This window comes from Flavobacterium urumqiense, from assembly GCF_900108015.1.
Classification (GTDB): Bacteria; Bacteroidota; Bacteroidia; order Flavobacteriales; family Flavobacteriaceae; genus Flavobacterium; species Flavobacterium urumqiense.
Genome location: NZ_FNVP01000002.1, coordinates 367594 through 387805, shown reverse-complemented (window position 1 = coordinate 387805; position 20212 = coordinate 367594). Strand labels below are relative to the sequence as shown.

The following is a 20212-nucleotide window of genomic DNA, read 5'->3' as shown; positions in this document are numbered from 1 at the left end:
TTCAAAACTTAATCCTAGCACTTCAAATAAAGAAATATACTTCTTTACTGTATTCCTGGAAAGAGATAAGTACTTACTTATGAATAACTTACTTTTGCCGTTACAGTAGAATTTAATTGCTTTTCTAATTTTACTCATGTCTGTTATTTTGTTTGCCATAATCCGTGTTTTTTTAAACGAATGTATGGTGCTAACAACATGAAAAAGTCAGTAGTTTTTAATGTCCAATTTTACCTCAAATTCAGGTGGTCAATTTGAACTGGAAAGTGGTGGTCAGTTTGCTCCGAAACTGGTGGTCAATTTGCACTGGAATTGGGTGGTCAATTTGACCGGTTTTTCCACCTTATGGATATTACCAGTTTATTCGTATTGCTATTACACTAGTTGCGTTAATAAACGCTTTCGACTTGTATAAAAAGAACAAAAGCGTATTACTAGTTGTGTTTGTTTCAATCATTATTTTATACAATCCAATTTTCCCAATACATATTAGCAAAGCAATTTGGATACCACTAAATTTACTTACCGCTGTGTTTTTTGGAGTGTTTGCATTTGTCCATAAAAACAAGGAAGTTGGGATTGTGGATGTGTAAGAATGATGATTTTTTACCTGCTGGTTCGAAGTAGAATCTTTTACCTTTCATTATAACTCAATAAATCAAACCCATTTTTATTCAATACTCATAAAATGAAATATGCAAATCACAGCGACACTAATCCAGCTCCAACCATTACAAACAGGAGAATCTAAAAACGGTACTTGGCGTAAACAAGACATTATTCTAGAAACAGATGGACAATATCCTAAGAAAATATGTGTCAGCATTTGGGGAGACAAAATAAATGATGACCAATTAAAAATAGGTAATGTTTTAACGATTTTCTACGAATTAGAAAGTAGAGAATACAACAACAAATGGTACACTGATGTAAAAGCTTGGAAAATAGAAACTGTTACTTCACCTTCAACACCAAAAAATGAAGCAATTCCTCAAAATTTTCATTCTAACGAAGAAGATGATGATAATGATTTGCCTTTTTAAAAGAATTAAAAATACACAAACAAGTACCTCAAAATGCAGAATACAAATTCACTTTTTAATGAAGCATTTTACTTAATCAACAGTAGTGTTATAGAAAATAATGGCGAAGATTATTACAGTCTAATTCATAGCAATACAAATTTCAACGAAAAAAGAAGATTTACTTTCAAAGCTAATATTGAAGATTACTACAAAGCAATTGATTTGTTTGAGCAGTTTATAGCCATCAAACCCAATTGTAAATATGCCTACAATTACTGTGGTACTGCTAGGAGAAGCATAGAAGATTATGAAGGTGCAATTTTAGATTACACAAAAGCAATCGAAATTGACCAAAATTATGAGATTGCATATTTTAATCGAGGAAGTGTAAGAGGAATTTTAAAGGAATTCGAAGAAGCAATACAAGATTTTTCGATTGCTATTTCAACAGATGAAAACTTTGCAAGTTGTTATGAAACTAGAGGTTTGTCAAGAAGTAATTTAAAAGATTTTAGTGGTGCAATTGAAGATTTCGCAAAGTGTATAGAGTTAGAGCCAAATAATTACAGAGCCTATGTTTTAAGAGCTAGTGCAAACTTAGAACTAGAATTTTTCGAAAAATCTATTGCAGATTTTACAAAAGTTTATGAATTAGACCCTGCAAATTTTAGATATTACAGTTTAAGAGGTTGTGCTTATTTTAGTTTAAAAAATTACAAGAGCGCCATCAAAGATTTAACAAAAGCTATTGAGATAAATCCAGAGACTCTGGTTTCTAGGAACATGCTAAAAGAATCCGAATACAAACTTTTTGAAGAAGAACGTGTTATTATTGATGCTGGAATGCCATCAAAAAAACCATTAATCATTAAAGCATTCTCTGAAATGAATATTTCATTATTAGAAGAACTTTTAAATGATAACAGAACCTATCAAAAAGCAACTAAAACAACTTTTTTAAAAAAGATGAATATAGTCTTTCAACAATTTAAGCAGGAAAAAGATACTGCCTTAATACCTTATGTGGGGAGTTGTGGTGGTGAAACATGTAAAAGTTATGGATGCACAGGGTTTTCATTTATAGCTAATTATTCTAATTCATTTGTTGATTTAGTTTTTGATGAAACTGAAAACGATTTCAAAGACATTTATTGTTGTTGCAGAATAAAAACTAAAGATGTAGATGTTAAGAAGAACCGTAAGTTTTACTTTGATATTGGATTAGATGAACAAGCAACTTATTTCCCTTCTCCATCAAAGACAAAAACATTTCAAAATTGTAAAGATTCTTATAATGAAATAGTGAAGTCAAAAGCTCAAATGCTAAAAAAAGATTTTCTCTTAAACTGGTTAGAAAGAAACAGGAGATTATACGACTATATTGAAGATGATGGCAATGAACTTGCTACGTTTGTTTACAGTTCAATAGATAATTTCAGAAAATTATTTTCTAATATTGAAAGTAGGATTAATTACATCAACCATGAAATACCAGCATTTGATGCATTAGAAGAGTACCAAAAATTAGATATTTCAATTGAATCTATTGTACTAAAGTGGTTGGTTGTCAATGAAGAACTTTATAACGGAGTAAAGAAATCATCATATAATATTGATAATGATGGTAGGTTAAAAATAAACCATCATCAATTACTTACTGAGCGAAAGTATATTGAAGGTAACTACAAAATCATAACTCAGTTTGAAACTGCTTATCAGGAACATTATTGGTCAATGATTACTAAATACCAAGTATGAGATAACGAAGCATTTGGAGAAATGTGTACTGATTCAGAGGAGTACAAGAAATACTTTTCATTAAAATACCAGTTAGAAAAAAGAAGAATTCAAGTATAAAAATAATATTAACCGTAAATTAAAACTACACATGAAAAAGAGTAAACTATTTTTAGTTGCAATAATTACAATGATTTTAATAACTGCAACATCTTGCTCCAAAAGTGATGAAAGCACAAATTCTTCATTAACCCCAACAGAACAAAAACTAATTGGAAAATGGAATACGTCTTCAAATCTTAAAGGAAATACATATTCCTATAATTCAGACAAAACAGCTGCGTATATTAACACTTATAATGGAGTTGCAACAACTTATAATGGAGCATGGACTATTATTGATGGTGATGTTCTAATTGAATACTATCCAGACAAAGGAGAAGCTTGGAATAATAATTGGCAACAGAGCCCAACTTTGAAAAATAAGATTGAGTTTATAAATGATAAAACTGTAAGGCAAACAGATTTTTATAATAGCAGTCAAATTAATATTCATTATAAAGAAAATTAATATTTCAAAAGTACTATTAAAACCGCCTCAAAAGGGTGGTTTTCTAATTTAATACAAAGCCTATGAATAAGAAACTGCAACAGGAACTAAAGTTCAAGATAGGTGAGCAATATGGAAAATATGAATTTGAGTTAGATTGGGTAACTTCTGTAGTAGATAACAATCTAAGGTATGAAGTTTACAGATACATTGGTAAAGATAAAAGCAGTTTCTTTAACTTCGAAATACATAAAATCCTATTAGCTTACAATTGTGATTTTCTTACTGGTGTATTCTATTTTATAAAAGGTGACTGCTATTCTGAATTAATAGAAAAACTGAATTTAAAAAGTAACAAAAGGATTAAATCAGATGATTTTAAAAATCCTGTGTTATTGTCAATTACCAGCAATCAAAGAATTATTGTTATAAAGAATAGCGAAAATATTATGATGTTAATTGTATCATATAATGAGATACAGTTGGAAACTTTTTTTGACATAAATAATCTTGGGTTAAACATAGGTTAAACATTTAAAGGAAAAAGAATTAAAAAATGCAATTAAAAGAAAAACAAAAAATCTGTAACCCCTTGATTTTAAAGCTATGTGAAAACAAAAGCAAGAATATATTACATATACGGTAGTGACTCATAATCAGGTGGTCCCTGGTTCGAGCCCAGGTGGGACCACGATAAACCCCTCAAAAATAATACTTTGAGGGGTTTTATTTTTTAAATATATCGAATTAGGGCTATATGTAAAATGCATATCTTTGTATAATAAGAAGTAGTTTTTGGGGGAGGAATAGATTTTTTTTGTTAAATTTAATAAAGATTGATAATAAATAGCTCAGATTACTTTTTTTAAACGATTGATTTATTATTTTTGGGAATTATGAATACTTTGCCAAACAAATTTTATCTTTTTATAGCTTTCCTGTTTGGGACGTTTTTTGCCATTGCCGGTAATCCAGCACTTCCGGAGCCGAATCCTTCCGGACGAAGAAAACCACCCCCACCACCAGGATTGCCTATTGATGAAAATATTTTTATACTAATAATAATTGCATTGATTTTTGGAATATATGTTATTTACAGTCATAAATTAAAAACAAAAACTCCAATTTAAATTGGAGTTTTTGTTTTTATAAAAATTGTAATGTTATTTATTAGCGTATAATCGAGAGATATACTTGCCAATTACATCAAATTCAAGATTTATTTTTGTGCCAACTTCAAATGATTTAAAATTAGTGTGCTCGTGTGTATATGGAATAATGGCCACGCTAAATTGATTCTTCTCTGAGTTTACGACTGTTAAACTAACGCCATTTACAGTGATTGATCCTTTTTCGATAGTGATATTATTTAATGTTTCATCATACTCAAAGGTGTAAAGCCAGCTTCCTTTAGTTTCTCGTGCTACTATACAAGTTCCTGTCTGGTCTACGTGGCCTTGTACAATATGGCCGTCAAGGCGATCGCCAAGTTTCATGGCTCTTTCAAGATTTACGCTGTCGCCTATTTTCCAATACGATAAATTCGTTTTTTTAATTGTTTCGTCAATTGCTGTTACTGTATAAAGAGTGTCTTTTAAAGCTACAACAGTCAAGCAAATTCCATTATGAGCAACGCTTTGGTCAATTTTAAGTTCGCTGGTAATAGAAGAATCTATCGTAATATGAATATTGTCTTTCTCTTTTTTTATTTCTTGGATTACACCAAGGGTTTCTATTATTCCTGTAAACATTTCTTGTTTTATTTTACTAAATTTGCACTTCAAAATTAGCAATAAATAACGTTAGATCATGATGAAAAAAGCAGAAAATATAATCGTTGGAATTTCAATTGGAGATTTAAACGGTATTGGAAGCGAAGTTGTTTTAAAAACATTCGAAGATTCGCGTATGTTAGAGTTATGTACGCCAGTTATTTTTGCTAATGTGAAAATAATGTCATTTGTGAAAAAGAGTTTTGAGTCCACTTCAATGCTACATGGAATTGATAAATTAGATCAGATTGTTGTAGGGAAGATTAATGTATTCAATCTTTGGAAAGAAGGGGTTGATTTAAATCCTGGAACTAATGATGAAAAAATTGGTCAATATGCAATAAAATCATTTGTTGCTGCTACTAAAGCTTTAAAAGAAGGTGTTATCGATGTGCTGGTAACGGCACCCATAAATAAATATAACATACAATCAGAAACATTTAAGTTCCCGGGACATACAGATTATTTGGACCAAGAATTAGAGGGGAATGCCTTGATGTTAATGGTTCAGGATAACTTAAGAGTTGGATTGTTGACGGATCATATTCCTTTAAGTGAAGTAGCATCGAAGCTAACCGAAGAGTTGATTACAAAAAAAATTGAAACAGTAAGACAATCATTAATTCAAGATTTCAGTGTTAATAAACCTAAAATTGCTGTTTTAGGTTTGAATCCACATTGTGGTGATGGAGGAGTCATTGGGACGGAAGATGATTTGGTAATAAAACCAGCATTGAAAAAATTATTTGAAAAAGGAACTTTGGTATTTGGCCCTTTTGCAGCAGATGGTTTTTTTGGCAGTAACCAATATGAAAAATATGATGCTATTATTGCGGCTTATCATGATCAAGGATTAATTCCGTTTAAGACTTTGTCTTTTGGTAAAGGAGTCAATTATACCGCTGGATTAAATAAAATCAGAACATCTCCTGATCACGGGACTGCTTACGATATTGCAGGAAAAGGTATAGCAGATTATAATTCATTTAAAGAAGCGGTTTATTTGGCTATTGATATTTATAATTCTAGGAATCAATATAAGGAAATCAGTGAGAAACCGCTCAAAACAAAAGAAAAACAGTTATAAACAAAAAAAGGTGAATAAGTTATTAGATTTGCAATAATTTTATATCTTTGCACTCCCGTACCGAAGCCTCGGTGAAGGGTAAATTGTTGTTGAAATGAACAAGACTAAAGAATATTTAATTCCTTTCGTAGGATTAAAGCTAGGCAAACACCAATTTGAATTTCAAATTAATAATGCGTTCTTTAAAATCTTTGATTATGATGAATTTCAAAATTCAAATATCAAAGTTAATGTGGTTTTAGAGAAGAAAAATAACATGTTGGAGTTAAGTTTCAAACACTCAGGTACTGTAAATGTACCTTGTGACCTTACAAACGAAGATTTTGATTTACCAATAAAAGGTAAGATGAAATTGATTGTTCGCTTTGGAGAAACGTATAATAATGACAATGAAGATTTGCTGATTTTACCGTTTGGCGAATTTGAAATAGATGTTTCACAATCTATTTATGAAATGATAGTGCTCTCAGTACCGCTAAGACGCGTCCATCCAGGTGTGAAAGACGGAAGTTTAAATACGGAAGCCTTGACAAAACTGAAGGAATTGACAATAAAAGAACAGAAAAAAGAGCCTAAAAAAGAAGAACAAAAAGAAGAAAATATTGACCCGCGTTGGGACAAATTAAAGCAACTATTAACGGATAAATAATATAGTAAAATGGCGCATCCTAAGAGAAAAATCTCCAAAACAAGAAGAGATAAGAGAAGAACACATTACAAAGCTACTGTAGCACAAATAGCTACTTGCCCTATAACTGGTGAGGCACACTTGTATCACAGAGCTTACTGGCATGAAGGGAAAATGTATTATAGAGGGCAAGTTGTTATAGATAAATCTGTAGCTGTTGCTTAATATGTTTTTGTAAATGATATTAGAACTCTCACTATGTGAGAGTTTTTTTGTTGTCTATAATTTTCGTTAAATAAGAGGTTACAAATTAATGAAAATGAAATTTTTTTTGTAATTTTCAAGTCTTTTAAAAAATTTCAAGTGGCAACATTTGACAAGAAATAATCGAATACAATGAATACAATTACGGCCGCAATTACCGCTGTTGGAGCCTATGTTCCAGACTTTGTACTTACAAACAAAGCGCTAGAAACAATGGTTGACACAAATGACGAGTGGATTACTTCTCGTACAGGAATAAAAGAAAGAAGAATTCTCAAAGACGAAGATAAAGGAACATCTTTTTTAGCTATAAAAGCAGCACAAGATTTATTAGCTAAAGCAAATGTAGACCCTTTAGAAATCGATTTGTTGATAATGGCAACTGCTACTCCTGATATGCCAGTAGCATCAACAGGTGTATATGTGGCAACACAAATTGGCGCAACAAATGCATTTGCGTACGATTTACAAGCAGCATGTTCTAGCTTTTTATTCGGAATGTCTACTGCCGCAGCTTACATACAATCAGGACGTTATAAAAAAGTACTTTTAATTGGAGCAGACAAAATGTCTTCTATAGTTGATTATACGGATCGATCAACCTGTATTATTTTTGGTGATGGTGCCGGAGCAGTATTGTTCGAACCTAATTACGAAGGCTTAGGTTTGCAGGACGAGTATTTACGCAGTGACGGAATAGGGCGAGATTTTTTGAAAATTGATGCTGGTGGATCTCTTCATCCTTCCTCTTTTGAAACAGTGAAAGAGAATAGACACAATATTATCCAAGACGGTAAAACGGTTTTCAAATATGCGGTTACTAATATGGCCGATGCGAGTGAGTTAATTTTGAAAAAAAATAATCTTACTAATAAGGATGTAGATTGGCTAGTTCCTCATCAAGCTAATAAACGTATTATTGACGCTACCGCAAATAGAATGAATTTGGATGACTCAAAAGTTTTAATGAATATTGAAAAATACGGGAATACCACCTCAGCAACTTTGCCATTGGTACTTAGCGATTTTGAAGATTTATTTAAAAAAGGAGATACAATTATTTTGGCAGCTTTTGGAGGAGGGTTTACTTGGGGATCCATTTATCTAAAATGGGCTTACGACAAAAAATAAATTTAAACTAAAAATAAACAATTATGGATTTAAAAGAAATTCAAAATTTAATCAAGTTTGTAGCTAATTCAGGGGTTGCAGAAGTTAAATTAGAAATGGATGATGTTAAAATCACTATTAGAACAACTTTAGAAGGAAATGTAACTGAGACTACGTACGTACAACAAATGCCAAATCTTGCTCCACTTCAACAAGCAGTAGCTCCTCAGCAAATTGCTGCGATTGCTCAAGTTGCAGAAGCTCCAGTGGTAGAAAATGCTCATTACATTACCATAAAATCTCCAATTATTGGAACTTTCTACAGAAGACCGTCACCAGATAAATCGATGTTTGTTGAAGTAGGTAAAACTATTGCTAAAGGAGACGTGCTTTGCGTTATTGAAGCTATGAAATTGTTTAATGAAATTGAATCTGAAGTATCTGGTAAAATTGTAAAAATATTGGTTGATGATATGTCACCTGTAGAATTTGACCAACCTTTATTCTTAGTAGATCCATCATAAGAAATTTTAAATAATGAATTTGTATGATGCATTTTTTTATGTGTCCTTCAAATAATTTAAAATTTATAATTTAAAATTTATAATTTCAATAAGATGTTTAAAAAAATATTAATTGCAAATAGGGGAGAAATTGCGCTTCGCGTAATTAGAACATGCAAGGAAATGGGTATCAAAACTGTAGCTGTTTATTCTACTGCCGATGCTGAAAGTCTTCATGTAAAGTTTGCTGACGAAGCAGTTTGTATTGGACCGCCTCCAAGTAACTTGTCTTATTTAAAAATGTCAAATATTATTGCCGCTGCCGAAATTACCAATGCAGATGCGATACATCCAGGTTATGGTTTCCTTTCTGAAAATTCAAAATTTTCTAAAATTTGCCAAGAGCATGGTATCAAATTCATTGGAGCATCTCCTGAAATGATTGATAGAATGGGTGATAAAGCTTCCGCAAAATCGACTATGATTGAAGCTGGTGTTCCTTGTGTTCCAGGTTCAGTAGGAATTTTAGAATCGTATGACCAAGCTTTACAGCTGTCAAGAGATTTCGGTTTTCCGGTAATGCTGAAAGCAACTGCCGGCGGTGGAGGAAAAGGAATGCGAGCTGTTTGGAAAGAAGAAGATTTGATGAAAGCTTGGGAAGATGCCCGTCAGGAATCAGCTGCTGCTTTTGGAAATGATGGAATGTATCTGGAAAAATTAATCGAAGAACCTCGTCATATTGAAATTCAGGTTGTTGGTGATTCTTACGGAAAAGCATGTCACCTTTCTGAAAGAGATTGTTCTGTTCAAAGACGTCATCAAAAATTGACTGAAGAAACACCTTCTCCATTCATGACCGACGAATTGCGTCAAAAAATGGGAGAAGCTGCTGTCAAAGCTGCTGAATATATTAAATATGAAGGCGCAGGAACAGTAGAATTTTTGGTTGATAAAAATCGTAATTTTTACTTCATGGAAATGAACACTCGTATTCAAGTGGAGCATCCTATTACGGAACAAGTTATTGATTACGATTTAATTCGGGAACAAATAATGGTTGCAGCCGGAATTCCTATTTCAGGTAAAAATTATTTACCACAATTGCACGCCATTGAATGTAGAATTAATGCGGAAGATCCTTACAATGATTTCCGTCCTTCTCCAGGAAAAATTACTACACTTCATATGCCAGGAGGACACGGTGTTCGTTTAGACACTCATGTGTATTCAGGATATACTATTCCACCAAATTATGATTCGATGATTGCCAAGTTAATTACTACTGCACAATCCAGAGAAGAAGCAATTTCTAAAATGAGAAGAGCTTTAGACGAATTTGTGATTGAAGGAATAAAAACAACTATTCCGTTTCACAGACAATTAATGGATGATCCTCGATATATTTCAGGAAATTATACAACTGCTTTTATGGATACCTTCAAAATGAATGATCCAGAATAATTTAAAATAATATTTATTTTAAAGAAAAAACCTTACAGTGATGTAAGGTTTTTTCTTTAAAAATATATTGTTGCTTTTACAATGTTTCGTTCAACCATTTGTAAAACTCTTTTTGCCAAACTTGTGCATTTTGTGGTTTTAATACCCAATGATTTTCTTCAGGGAAATATAAAAATCGACTTTGCACGCCTCTTAATTGCGCCGCTTGAAAAGCTTCTTGCCCTTGTCCTATTGGTACACGAAAATCTTTTCCGCCTTGGATGATTAAGATAGGTGTATTCCATTTTTCGACCAGCGTCATTGGATTAAAAGTCGTGTAGGTTTTTTGGGCAACTGCATTGCCTTTTTCCCAATAAGCACCGCCAAAATCCCAGTTGTTAAAGAACACTTCTTCAGTAGTCCCAAACATACTTTGTGTATTGTAAACTCCATCATGAGCGATGAAAGTTTTAAACCTGTTGTTGTGAATTCCGGCTAAGTAAAATACAGAATAACCGCCATAGCTAGCACCTACGCATCCTAATCTTGTTTTGTCTACATAGTTTTCTTTAGCTACATCATCGATCGCAGATAGATAATCATTGATAACTTGTCCGCCCCAATCTTTGCTAATTTGCTCGTTCCAAGCTACGCCATGACCTTGCATTCCACGTCGGTTTGGTGCTACAACAACATAACCATTTGCGGCCATTAATTGGAAATTCCAACGAAAAGAATAGCTTTGTGTTAAAGGAGATTGCGGCCCTCCTTGGCAATATAAAAGCGTTGGATATTTTTTTGAAGCATCAAAATTTGGAGGAAGAATTACCCAAACCAACATTTTTTTACCGTCGGTAGTTGTAACATATCTTCTTTCGGTTTTGCTTAACGCCAAAGATTTATAGCTTGTTGTATTTACATTTGACAATTGTTTCCAATTGTTTTTCTTTTGATTATAAGAAAAAATTTCAGCGGCATGATTCATGTCAGTTCTGGTTACGATGATGTTTTCACCAGAAAATCCAACTAAATCATTTACGTCAAAATCTCCATTGGTAATTTGATGAACAGTAACGGCAATTTTTGTCAAACCTGGAAAATTTACTTCGAATAATTGTTTCGTCCCATCGATTGGCGCAACAAAATAAATCTTTTTACCATCTTTACTCCACATAAAATGATCAACTGTGCCATCCCAACTAGCGGTTAGGTTCAATTTCATTCCTTTAAAACTGACTACAAGGTCATTTTTATCGGCTTCGTAACCATCACGTTTCATTTGCAACCAAGTCAGATATCCTGTTGGTGAAAATTGCGGTGCCATGTCATATCCAAGATTTTCTTCGGTTCTATTTATGGTTTTTCCAGTTTCCAGGTTGTACTCGAAAATATTGGTATTTGTTGAAATAGCATATTGTGTACCTTCTTTTTTCTTACTTACGTAAAGAATACTTTTGCTGTCAGGCGACCAAATATAATCTTCGTCACCTCCAAAAGGTTTTTGTGGGCTATCAAAACTCTCGCCTTTCAGAATGTCAATTGCAACTGCACCTTCTTTGTTTTCTTTATAAAAAACATGGTTGAATTTCCCCTCATTCCAAGTATCCCAATGACGATAATTCAATCCGTTGTAAATTTGAACTTCTGATTTTTCTAATTCAGGATATAAATCTTTTCCAAGTATCTTATCGATTTTTACTTCTTCATTGTAAACAATGTATTTTCCGTCTGGAGAAATATTCTTGTCTTTTAATACCTCTTTGGTATCCTTTATTTCGTTAGAATTTCCTCCAGTTATCGGTAAACTATAAAATTTAGAATTTGATTTATTTTCTTCGATAGAAGGAGTAGAAACTTTATAAACTACATTTTTTCCGTCTTTCGAAAGGCCTAATGCAGTTACTCGTCCTAATTTCCAAAGTAATTCCGGTGTCATTACATTTTGTGCCATAGCATTTAAACTCATTATTATTAGGGGTATAAGCAGTGCTTTTTTCATATGAATAATTAATTTTTTTGAACTATAAAAATAGCTATTTTTTTTCGATGTTCGGCGCTTTCACCGTGGCTATTTCACCCTGATTACTTCACTATACTTTTATTTTATTGGAGTTCAGTACAGTTTATTTGTAGAGGAAATCCTTTTGTTTTATTTCTTGAAAGAAATAAAAGATTACGACAGATAGAGGGATTAGCTTCTGAAATAAATTCAGAATAAATCCAAAAAAATATTATTTTTATAAAAAATATTGCGACATGGATTTAAGCTATTGGGAATTAAAAAATTGGTTTACGAATGTAGATTACACTATAGTAGGAAGTGGTATTGTGGGACTTCATGCTGCATTACGCTTGCGCGAAAGATTTCCTGACGGCAAAATTCTAGTGTTGGAAAAAGGAATGTTGCCGCAGGGCGCCAGTACAAAAAATGCTGGTTTCGCCTGTTTTGGAAGTTTATCAGAAATTATAGATGATTTAAAATCCCATTCGGAAGAGGAAGTTGTTAATCTTGTCAAAAAACGCTGGAGTGGTTTACAATTATTAAGGAAAAGGCTTGGTGATGCGGCGATAGATTTTAAACCTCACGGTGGTTATGAGTTGTTTTTAGCAGACAGTGAAAGCGCTTATTCCGAATGTGTTGGAAAACTGTCATTTATAAATGAAATTCTAAAACCGATGTTTAAATCAGATGTTTTTGCTAAAGAAGTAGATCGTTTCGGATTCGGTGGCATTCATGAATACCTTATTTTTAATCCATTTGAAGCACAGATTGACACAGGGAATATGATGCAGGCTTTGATGAAAGAAGCAGTTTCGGCGAATATTTTGATTTTAAATCAGCAAACGGTAAGCTCCTATTTGGATAAAGGAAATAGAGTTGAAGTAGCGCTTGAGGATTTTAGTTTCATCACAAAAAAATTATTATTCGCGACCAACGGATTTGCAAATGTATTAACTAATGGAGCAGTAAAACCGGCAAGGGCTCAAGTTCTAATTACGGAACCGATAGAAAATTTAGATATAAAAGGGACTTTTCATTTGGATAGAGGTTATTATTACTTCAGAAATATTGGGGATAGAATTTTATTGGGTGGTGGCAGAAATCTTGATTTTGATACGGAAACCACAACCGAATTTGGACAAACAGAAATTGTACAAAATAGATTGGAAAAATTATTAAAAGAAGTAATTTTGCCAAACCAAAAATTTGAAATAGCCCATCGTTGGAGCGGAATAATGGGTATAGGCAACAGCAAGAATCCGATCGTTTCCCAATTAACAGAAAATGTATATTGCGGAGTAAGATTAGGAGGAATGGGAGTGGCAATAGGAAGTTTAATAGGAACAGAATTAGCAGATTTAGTATAATGGCAACGAAAATATCATCAAGAAGATCAAAACAACCCGTAAAAAAAGACACAACTTCTTTTAGGAATAAACTAAGTAGATTTATATTCAAAATTTTATTGTGGTTCCTAGGACTTTCAATCTTCTTCGTTGTTCTATTTAAATTCTTACCTGTACCATTTACTCCGTTGATGGTCATTCGGGCTATTGAAAATAAAGCAGCTGGGAAAGAAGTTTATTTCAGTCACGATTGGGAGCCGCTTGAAAATATTTCGGTCAATTTACAGAAAGCAGTTATTGCCAGTGAAGATGGAACTTTTCTGAAACATAATGGTTTTGATTTTACTGCGATGCAAAAAGCATACAAAAGCAACGAAAGAGGCCGTAGAATAAAAGGTGGAAGTACCATATCACAGCAAACTGCCAAAAATGTATTCCTTTGGCAAGGACGAAGTTATTTAAGAAAAGGACTGGAAGCTTATTTCACCATTTTGATAGAAACCATTTGGGGAAAAAAACGCATCATGGAAGTCTATTTGAACAGTATCGAAATGGGTGATGGAGTTTATGGAGCACAAGCTGCGGGAGAACATTGGTACAGAAAAGAGGCGGCAAATTTAACACCACAACAAGCGGCAGGAATAGCTGCAATTTTACCAAATCCGCGAAAGTTTAAAGCAACAAGTTCTTCTTCTTATATTAATAATAGAAAAGCTAAAATTGTCCGTATCATGCGACATGTGGGAAAACTAAAATATTAAGTCAGTTTTGTTCCAATCTTTCTTAATATTATAAAAACAAAAAACCGTAAATACTTAACTAAAAGAATTTACGGTTTTTTTGTGGAGAATATCGGATTCGAACCGATCACCTCTTGCCTGCCAGGCAAGCACTCTAGCCAAATGAGCTAATCCCCCAAACTAGATCGCAAATATAACATATTAATAGAGTAAAAAGCAAATTTCAAAAAAGCAAATCCATTCTATTCGAAAAAAAAGCAAAAGCATCCTCTATTATTTTTTAACTTTACATCAAAATAGCTGCTATGATAACACAAAATCCAACTGGTTCACTGATTACAACAATTGATGACAAAATAGCTACTGTCGAATTTGGGCATCCTGCCAGCAATTCTTTTCCACGGGAATTATTGGATCGGGTAACAAATGCATTCAATAGTTTAAGCGATAATCCGGATGTTTCCCTTATTATAATGCGAAGTGAAGGTGTCGGTGCTTTTTGTGCAGGTGCTTCATTTGATGAACTCTTGGCGGTTTCAAATCTGGAAGAAGGAACAAAATTCTTTTCCGGATTTGCCCATTTAATCAATGCCATGCGAAACTGTAAGAAATTAATTGTAGGTCGTGTTCACGGTAAAGCAGTTGGTGGTGGTGTAGGAATTGCGTCGGCTTGTGATTATGTATTTGCTACGATTGATGCTTCTATAAAATTATCTGAATTGGCAATCGGTATCGGTCCATTTGTTATAGAACCTTCCGTTTCAAGAAAAATAGGAAAAACGGCACTGGCAGAAATGACTTTGGCAGCTCATAAATGGAAATCAGCTGATTGGGCAAAAGAGAAAGGATTGTATGCCGATACTTTTGAAAATATAGATGATCTTGATGCTGCATTAGAAAATTTCTGTTCCAAATTAGCCAGTTACAATCCGGAAGCTTTAATCGAGATGAAAAAAGTTCTATGGGAAGGAACAGCTCATTGGGAAACGTTATTGTTAGAACGTGCCGCAATCACCGGAAAATTAGTACTTTCTGACTATTCGAAAAAGGCATTAACACAATTTAAAAAATAAATTAAAATGACAATCATAAAACTTGTTCAACAGGTAAATATTGCAGAAAAACTAAAAAACGCAACCGATAGCAGTTATCAGACCGGCGTAATAATCGGGTCTTTTGTGCCCTTTGTAATTTTAATCGGATTGGCTTACTGGATGTATTCCAGTGCAAAAAAAAGAGACAAAAACGGTTAATTATTCACTAAATTTGCAATCAAAATAAAATCCGATGAGCAATATCAGAATTACAAAACAATTTAGTTTCGAAACCGGTCATGCCTTATATGGCTATGATGGGAAATGTAAAAATGTTCATGGGCACAGTTATAAATTATCAGTAACCGTAATCGGGACCCCAATCACGGATAGAAATAATGTTAAGTTTGGAATGGTAATCGATTTTACAGATTTGAAAAAAATTGTAAAAGAGGAAATTGTGGATCAATTTGACCATGCAACGGTTTTTAATGAAACTACACCTCACATTGAATTAGCAAACGAATTAATAAGCCGCGGTCATCATGTTATTTTGGTAAATTATCAGCCAACAAGCGAGAATATGGTTGTCGATTTTTCTCAAAGAATCATTGGAAGACTGCCAGAAGGAATTAAACTTTTTTCCTTGAAACTGCAAGAAACAGATTCATCTTTTGCAGAATGGTATGCGAGTGATAATTTCAAATCCATACTTTAACTTGATGCAATTACCGAACAACAAAAAAATATATTTCGCCTCTGATCAACATTTTGGAGCCCCGACTCCTGAATTGAGTTTTCCAAGAGAAAAAAAATTTGTAGCTTGGCTTGATGAGGTAAAAAAAGATGCAGAAGCTATTTTTTTATTAGGCGATTTATTTGATTTTTGGTTTGAATACAAAACAGTAGTCCCAAAAGGGTTTGTTCGAGTTCTGGGGAAACTCGCCGAAATCCGAGACAGCGGAATTCCTATATATTTCTTCGTGGGAAATCACGATTTATGGATGGAAGGCTATTTTCAGAAAGAGCTAAATATTCCGGTGTATCACGACAATCAAGAATATACTTTTGGAGATAAAACATTTTTAGTAGGGCATGGTGACGGAAAGGGTCCTGGCGACATGGGTTACAAACGAATGAAAAAAGTATTTACAAATCCATTTTCAAAATGGCTTTTTAGATGGCTTCATCCAGATATTGGAGTAGGACTGGCACAATATCTTTCGGTAAAAAACAAACTGATTTCTGGCGATGAAGATGTGACCTTTCTTGGTGAAGACAATGAATGGTTGATTCTCTATTCTAAAAGAAAACTGGAAACTAAACACTACAATTATCTTGTTTTTGGTCACCGTCATTTACCTATGAAAATAACTGTAGGAGAAAATTCCGAATATGTGAATCTGGGTGACTGGATTACGTATTTTACCTATGGTGTTTTTGATGGTGAGAATTTCGAAATCAAAAAGTATGGTAATTAATTCATTCCCACTCCAAACAAATAATCCTCCAAATTTATTTTAAACAAAGTTCCATCTACCAAGTCTTTTACCGAATTTAATTCTTCCATTGAAACAGCCAAATCAATTTGGGAGCAGGGAGTTTTTAGCAAAAATTTGTGGCATTTGATTTTAAGTTCACAATTGTCGCAGCATTTATTTAATTTGATGCTTTCCTCAATACAACAATTAAATACTTGGAGTTCGTGTTTGGTAAAATAAAATCCTGTTTCTCTAAAAATCAACTGTACTTTATCTGATACCACTTCATCTTCTTTTTTCCAGTAAAAAGAAGTTCCTGAATCATTGTAATATATTTGTTTTATTTCTTTCATTTAAGATTTATTTGAAACAAATATAGCAATTATTTAGATTTATTCTAAATAAAAAAATTTAAAAAAGTGACCAAAAAAATTGGGAAGAAATTCTAACATTATTTTAGCGAATGGTTATATGAAGTTTTCTTTTAGAAAAAATCTATTTTCTACTCGCCCTTTTCATGCTCCTCAATATCCTTTTGCAAGTCCAGTTTTCTAAAGCCTGGCGAGAATATTCCTGTTCCAAGTACAATTAGTAGCGTCATGCTTCCGCCAAAAACAACTGAAGTTACCGTTCCCATTAGTTTTGCTGTCAGTCCACTTTCAAAAGCACCCAACTCATTGGAAGAACCTACAAATATTGAATTCACTGCCGAAACTCGGCCTCGCATGTGATCCGGTGTTTTCAATTGCAAAATAGTCTGACGTATCACCACGGAAATTCCATCGACAACACCACTAAAAAATAGTGCTAGTACAGATAACCAAAAAATAGTGGAAAGTCCAAAAACAATTATACAAAGTCCAAAGGCAAAAATGGCTGATAATAGCTTCATTCCCGCATTTTTATTCATAGGAACATAAGCTGAAACAATCAGTATTAAAAAAGAACCAACAGCTGGAGCAGCTCTCAACACACCAAAGCCTTCGGGACCAACTTTTAAAATATCTTGGGCAAAAATAGGCAACAGCGCAACGGCTCCACCAAAAAGAACCGCCACCATATCTAATGATAATGCGCCCAAAATGGTTTTGTTATTGAAAACGAACTTCACACCTTCTTTCAAACTATCCATAATGGGTTCGCCAATTTTTGGATTCAAAATAGGCTTTGCGGCAATTTGAGATAAAGCGATTAATGAAAATACAGAACAGGCAAAAACGGAACACATCGACCAGTGAACGCCAATCAAAGTAATAGAAAATCCCGCTACTGCAGGTCCTAAAACAGAACCTATTTGCCAAACCGAACTGCTCCATGTAGCAGCGTTTGGATATACTTTTTTAGGAACAATTAAGGATAAAAGCGAAAATATGGTTGGACCAAGAAAGGAACGTACAATTCCTCCCAGAAAAACCATAAAATAGATACCGTACAAAATCGCTTTTGTAGAATATCCGCTTACAATTGGCGGCCATGTTAACAAAAACAACCCCAAACTGATTACTGAAAACCCTAAAATACACTTAAAAAGAAGTCCTTTTTTTTCCTTTTGATCTACAATATGTCCTGCAAATAAAGCCATTGCAACGGCAGGTATTACTTCCATTAATCCAATAATTCCTAATGAAAGCGGATTTTTGGTCAAACTATATACTTGCCATTCTATAACAATAAACTGCATGGACCAGGCAAAAACCATCGCGAATCGCAGTAATAAAAAGGTATTGAATTCTTTATAACGCAAGGCTGCGTATGGATCGTGTGTTTTCTTCATTTCAGTAACCTAAATTATTTAATGTCTCTTAATCGTAATTGCAAACTTACTTTTCCGTTCCATTCATTTTCATCAATGCAGTACACGGCATCAAATGTTTTTTGGTTGGTAGTCAAATCGAATTTATCGCCTAAACCAAAACCAATAGCAGCAATACCTTCAGAGTTGTTTTGTTTTACAAAAAGTCTTAAATGTTCTTCTTCTTGTCCCATCGGTTTTCCGTAACCGGTGTCTTTTACATTTTTGCTCAGGAAAATGGGGGTCATATTTTGTGGCCCAAAAGGCTCAAATTGTTTTAAAATCCGTGTCAATTTGGCGGTGATGTCTACAAAATTAATTTCGGCGTCTACCGAAATTTCTGGTGTCAGCATATCAGGATGGATAGTTCTCTCCACCTCTTTTTCGAAGGCGTCTTTGAATAGTTGGTAGTTTTCTTCTTTTAAAGTCATTCCGGCGGCATACATGTGACCACCAAATTGTTCCAAATGTTCAGAACAGGCTTCGAGTGCATTATAGACATCAAATCCTTTTACAGAACGTGCCGAAGCTGCATATCTATCACCGCTTTTAGTAAAAACTAAAGTCGGACGATAATAGGTTTCTATTAATCGGGAAGCGACAATCCCAATCACGCCTTTGTGCCAATCCTCTTGGAAAACTACAGAAGTAAATCGTTCTTTTTCCTGATTTTCTACTATTTGCTGCAGCGCTTCTTTAGTAATTAATTTATCTAAATCCTTTCGCTCTGAATTATAGGCCTCAATTTCGGAAGCAAATTGTTGGGCCTGCTCAAAATCAAATTCGGTTAATAGTTCCACGGCATGATTACCATGTTTTATTCTGCCGGCAGCATTAATTCTTGGTGCGATGATGAAAACAACATCGGTAATATCTAAAGTTTGTTTTTTTACTTGATGGATTAAAGCTTTGATTCCTGGTCTTGGTTCGGAGTTGATGACTTGTAAACCAAAATAAGCCAAAACCCTATTTTCACCGGTCATTGGAACGATGTCGGCGGCAATCGCGGCAGCCACTAAATCTAAATAGGGAATTAAATCATCAATAGTCTGATTTCTGTTTTTACCTAAAGCCTGAATCAATTTAAAACCAATTCCACAACCGCACAATTCATCATAAGGATAGTTACAATCGTCTCGTTTTGGGTCGAGAACGGCAACTGCTTCGGGTAAAAATTGACCGGGCCTGTGGTGGTCACAAATGATAAAATCGATGTTTCGCTCTTTGGCGTAAGCCACATGATCAATGGATTTTATACCACAATCTAAAGCAATTATTAATGAAAATCCATTATCATCGGCGAAGTCGATTCCTTTAAAAGAAATTCCATAACCTTCGTCATAACGATCCGGAATATAAGTAGCAACATTTGGGTAATACGTTCTCAAATAGGAAGAAACTAACGAAACAGCGGTTGTCCCGTCGACATCATAATCGCCAAAAACGAGAATGTTTTCTTGATTGGCTATCGCTTTTTCAATTCGGTCCACTGCCTTTTCCATATCTTTCATCAAATACGGATCGTGCAAATGCTCTAATGTAGGTCTGAAAAAAGCCTTCGCTTCTTCAAATGTTTCGATACCGCGCTGCACTAATAACGTAGCCACAAAATCTTCCACATTCAAAGCTTTCGCCAAATTTTTCACGGTATCTTCGGAAGGTTCTGATTTGAGGGTCCAACGCATATTAGTTTGGGATTTT

General features: G+C 33.8%; 22 protein-coding genes, 1 tRNA gene and 1 pseudogene. 18 read left to right on the top strand and 6 right to left on the bottom strand.

Going from position 1 to position 20212, the window contains the following annotated elements:
• Positions 1–353: 353 nt before the first annotated feature.
• From C4S35_RS16305 to C4S35_RS04875, 6 genes and pseudogenes are all read left to right on the top strand, one after another.
• Positions 354–593 (top strand): annotated as a pseudogene (locus C4S35_RS16305) (DUF6804 family protein); the annotation flags it as partial.
• Positions 594–695: 102 nt separating this feature from the next.
• Positions 696–1043, top strand: a complete 348-nt coding sequence (locus C4S35_RS04895) for a DUF3127 domain-containing protein (protein WP_103999093.1) — start codon at positions 696–698, stop codon at positions 1041–1043.
• Between the two features lie 33 nt (positions 1044–1076).
• Complete coding sequence (locus tag C4S35_RS04890) at positions 1077–2783, top strand: tetratricopeptide repeat protein (RefSeq protein WP_103999092.1); 1707 nt, start codon at positions 1077–1079, stop codon at positions 2781–2783.
• 130 nt (positions 2784–2913) lie between these two features.
• A complete protein-coding gene (locus C4S35_RS04885) occupies positions 2914–3333 on the top strand; it encodes a hypothetical protein (RefSeq protein ID WP_208618864.1) in 420 nt (139 codons plus the stop codon).
• A gap of 62 nt (positions 3334–3395) precedes the next feature.
• Positions 3396–3842, top strand: coding sequence for a hypothetical protein (locus C4S35_RS04880; protein WP_103999090.1), 447 nt, complete (start codon positions 3396–3398; stop codon positions 3840–3842).
• 366 nt (positions 3843–4208) lie between these two features.
• Positions 4209–4442 carry a hypothetical protein gene (locus C4S35_RS04875; RefSeq protein ID WP_244175192.1) on the top strand — a complete coding sequence of 78 codons (234 nt, stop codon included), beginning with the start codon at positions 4209–4211 and terminating at the stop codon, positions 4440–4442.
• 33 nt (positions 4443–4475) lie between these two features.
• On the opposite strand, the gene C4S35_RS04870 is transcribed toward C4S35_RS04875, so the two are convergent.
• Complete coding sequence (locus C4S35_RS04870) at positions 4476–5063, bottom strand: riboflavin synthase (RefSeq protein ID WP_103999089.1); 588 nt, start codon at positions 5061–5063, stop codon at positions 4476–4478.
• Positions 5064–5121: 58 nt separating this feature from the next.
• Here C4S35_RS04870 and pdxA point away from each other — a divergent pair, with 58 nt between their 5' ends.
• The 6 genes from pdxA to accC all read left to right on the top strand — a co-directional run bounded on the left by pdxA (position 5122) and on the right by accC (position 10137).
• Positions 5122–6171: a 4-hydroxythreonine-4-phosphate dehydrogenase PdxA gene (pdxA, locus tag C4S35_RS04865; RefSeq protein WP_103999088.1), complete on the top strand. Its 1050-nt coding sequence runs from the start codon at positions 5122–5124 to the stop codon at positions 6169–6171.
• Between the two features lie 94 nt (positions 6172–6265).
• Positions 6266–6820: a YceD family protein gene (locus C4S35_RS04860; RefSeq protein WP_103999087.1), complete on the top strand. Its 555-nt coding sequence runs from the start codon at positions 6266–6268 to the stop codon at positions 6818–6820.
• A gap of 9 nt (positions 6821–6829) precedes the next feature.
• The gene (rpmF, locus tag C4S35_RS04855; RefSeq protein WP_007137315.1) at positions 6830–7024 is read left to right on the top strand and encodes a 50S ribosomal protein L32; all 195 of its coding nucleotides are present in this window, start codon (positions 6830–6832) and stop codon (positions 7022–7024) included.
• 171 nt (positions 7025–7195) lie between these two features.
• The gene (locus tag C4S35_RS04850) at positions 7196–8194 is read left to right on the top strand and encodes a beta-ketoacyl-ACP synthase III (RefSeq protein ID WP_103999086.1); all 999 of its coding nucleotides are present in this window, start codon (positions 7196–7198) and stop codon (positions 8192–8194) included.
• A 23-nt stretch (positions 8195–8217) separates the two neighbouring features.
• Entirely contained in the window at positions 8218–8697 is a 480-nt protein-coding gene (accB, locus tag C4S35_RS04845; protein WP_103999085.1) for an acetyl-CoA carboxylase biotin carboxyl carrier protein, read from the top strand.
• Between the two features lie 93 nt (positions 8698–8790).
• Positions 8791–10137 carry an acetyl-CoA carboxylase biotin carboxylase subunit gene (gene accC / locus C4S35_RS04840; protein WP_103999084.1) on the top strand — a complete coding sequence of 449 codons (1347 nt, stop codon included), beginning with the start codon at positions 8791–8793 and terminating at the stop codon, positions 10135–10137.
• Between the two features lie 76 nt (positions 10138–10213).
• Here accC and C4S35_RS04835 read toward each other — a convergent pair whose 3' ends face one another.
• On the bottom strand, positions 10214–12115 hold the full coding sequence (locus C4S35_RS04835) for a S9 family peptidase (protein WP_103999083.1): 1902 nt from the start codon (positions 12113–12115) through the stop codon (positions 10214–10216).
• 257 nt (positions 12116–12372) lie between these two features.
• Between C4S35_RS04835 and C4S35_RS04830 the strand changes: the two genes are divergently transcribed.
• The gene (locus C4S35_RS04830) at positions 12373–13485 is read left to right on the top strand and encodes an NAD(P)/FAD-dependent oxidoreductase (RefSeq protein ID WP_103999082.1); all 1113 of its coding nucleotides are present in this window, start codon (positions 12373–12375) and stop codon (positions 13483–13485) included.
• Complete coding sequence (mtgA, locus tag C4S35_RS04825) at positions 13485–14225, top strand: monofunctional biosynthetic peptidoglycan transglycosylase (protein ID WP_103999081.1); 741 nt, start codon at positions 13485–13487, stop codon at positions 14223–14225. Before C4S35_RS04830 ends, mtgA begins: the two co-directional genes overlap by 1 nt.
• Positions 14226–14307: 82 nt before the next feature.
• On the opposite strand, the gene C4S35_RS04820 is transcribed toward mtgA, so the two are convergent.
• Positions 14308–14381 (bottom strand) — tRNA-Ala (locus C4S35_RS04820).
• Between the two features lie 128 nt (positions 14382–14509).
• On the opposite strand from C4S35_RS04820, the gene C4S35_RS04815 reads away from it, so the two are divergent.
• Genes C4S35_RS04815 through C4S35_RS04805 form a run of 4 tightly spaced genes read left to right on the top strand, consistent with a single transcriptional unit; the run spans position 14510 to position 16719 of the window.
• Entirely contained in the window at positions 14510–15277 is a 768-nt protein-coding gene (locus C4S35_RS04815) for an enoyl-CoA hydratase/isomerase family protein (RefSeq protein ID WP_103999080.1), read from the top strand.
• 6 nt (positions 15278–15283) lie between these two features.
• Positions 15284–15457 carry a hypothetical protein gene (locus tag C4S35_RS15720; RefSeq protein ID WP_167386509.1) on the top strand — a complete coding sequence of 58 codons (174 nt, stop codon included), beginning with the start codon at positions 15284–15286 and terminating at the stop codon, positions 15455–15457.
• 34 nt (positions 15458–15491) lie between these two features.
• Positions 15492–15956 carry a 6-pyruvoyl trahydropterin synthase family protein gene (locus C4S35_RS04810; RefSeq protein WP_103999079.1) on the top strand — a complete coding sequence of 155 codons (465 nt, stop codon included), beginning with the start codon at positions 15492–15494 and terminating at the stop codon, positions 15954–15956.
• 4 nt (positions 15957–15960) lie between these two features.
• Positions 15961–16719 (top strand): UDP-2,3-diacylglucosamine diphosphatase, encoded by a 759-nt coding sequence (locus tag C4S35_RS04805; protein ID WP_103999110.1) that lies wholly within the window; start codon positions 15961–15963, stop codon positions 16717–16719.
• Here the strand turns inward: C4S35_RS04805 and C4S35_RS04800 are convergent.
• The 3 genes from C4S35_RS04800 to recJ all read right to left on the bottom strand — a co-directional run bounded on the left by C4S35_RS04800 (position 16716) and on the right by recJ (position 20196).
• Entirely contained in the window at positions 16716–17072 is a 357-nt protein-coding gene (locus C4S35_RS04800; protein ID WP_103999078.1) for a hypothetical protein, read from the bottom strand. The genes C4S35_RS04805 and C4S35_RS04800 overlap by 4 nt on opposite strands.
• Positions 17073–17221: 149 nt before the next feature.
• Positions 17222–18493 carry an MFS transporter gene (locus C4S35_RS04795; protein ID WP_103999077.1) on the bottom strand — a complete coding sequence of 424 codons (1272 nt, stop codon included), beginning with the start codon at positions 18491–18493 and terminating at the stop codon, positions 17222–17224.
• Positions 18494–18507: 14 nt separating this feature from the next.
• A complete protein-coding gene (gene recJ, locus C4S35_RS04790) occupies positions 18508–20196 on the bottom strand; it encodes a single-stranded-DNA-specific exonuclease RecJ (protein WP_103999076.1) in 1689 nt (562 codons plus the stop codon).
• Positions 20197–20212: the final 16 nt, after the last annotated feature.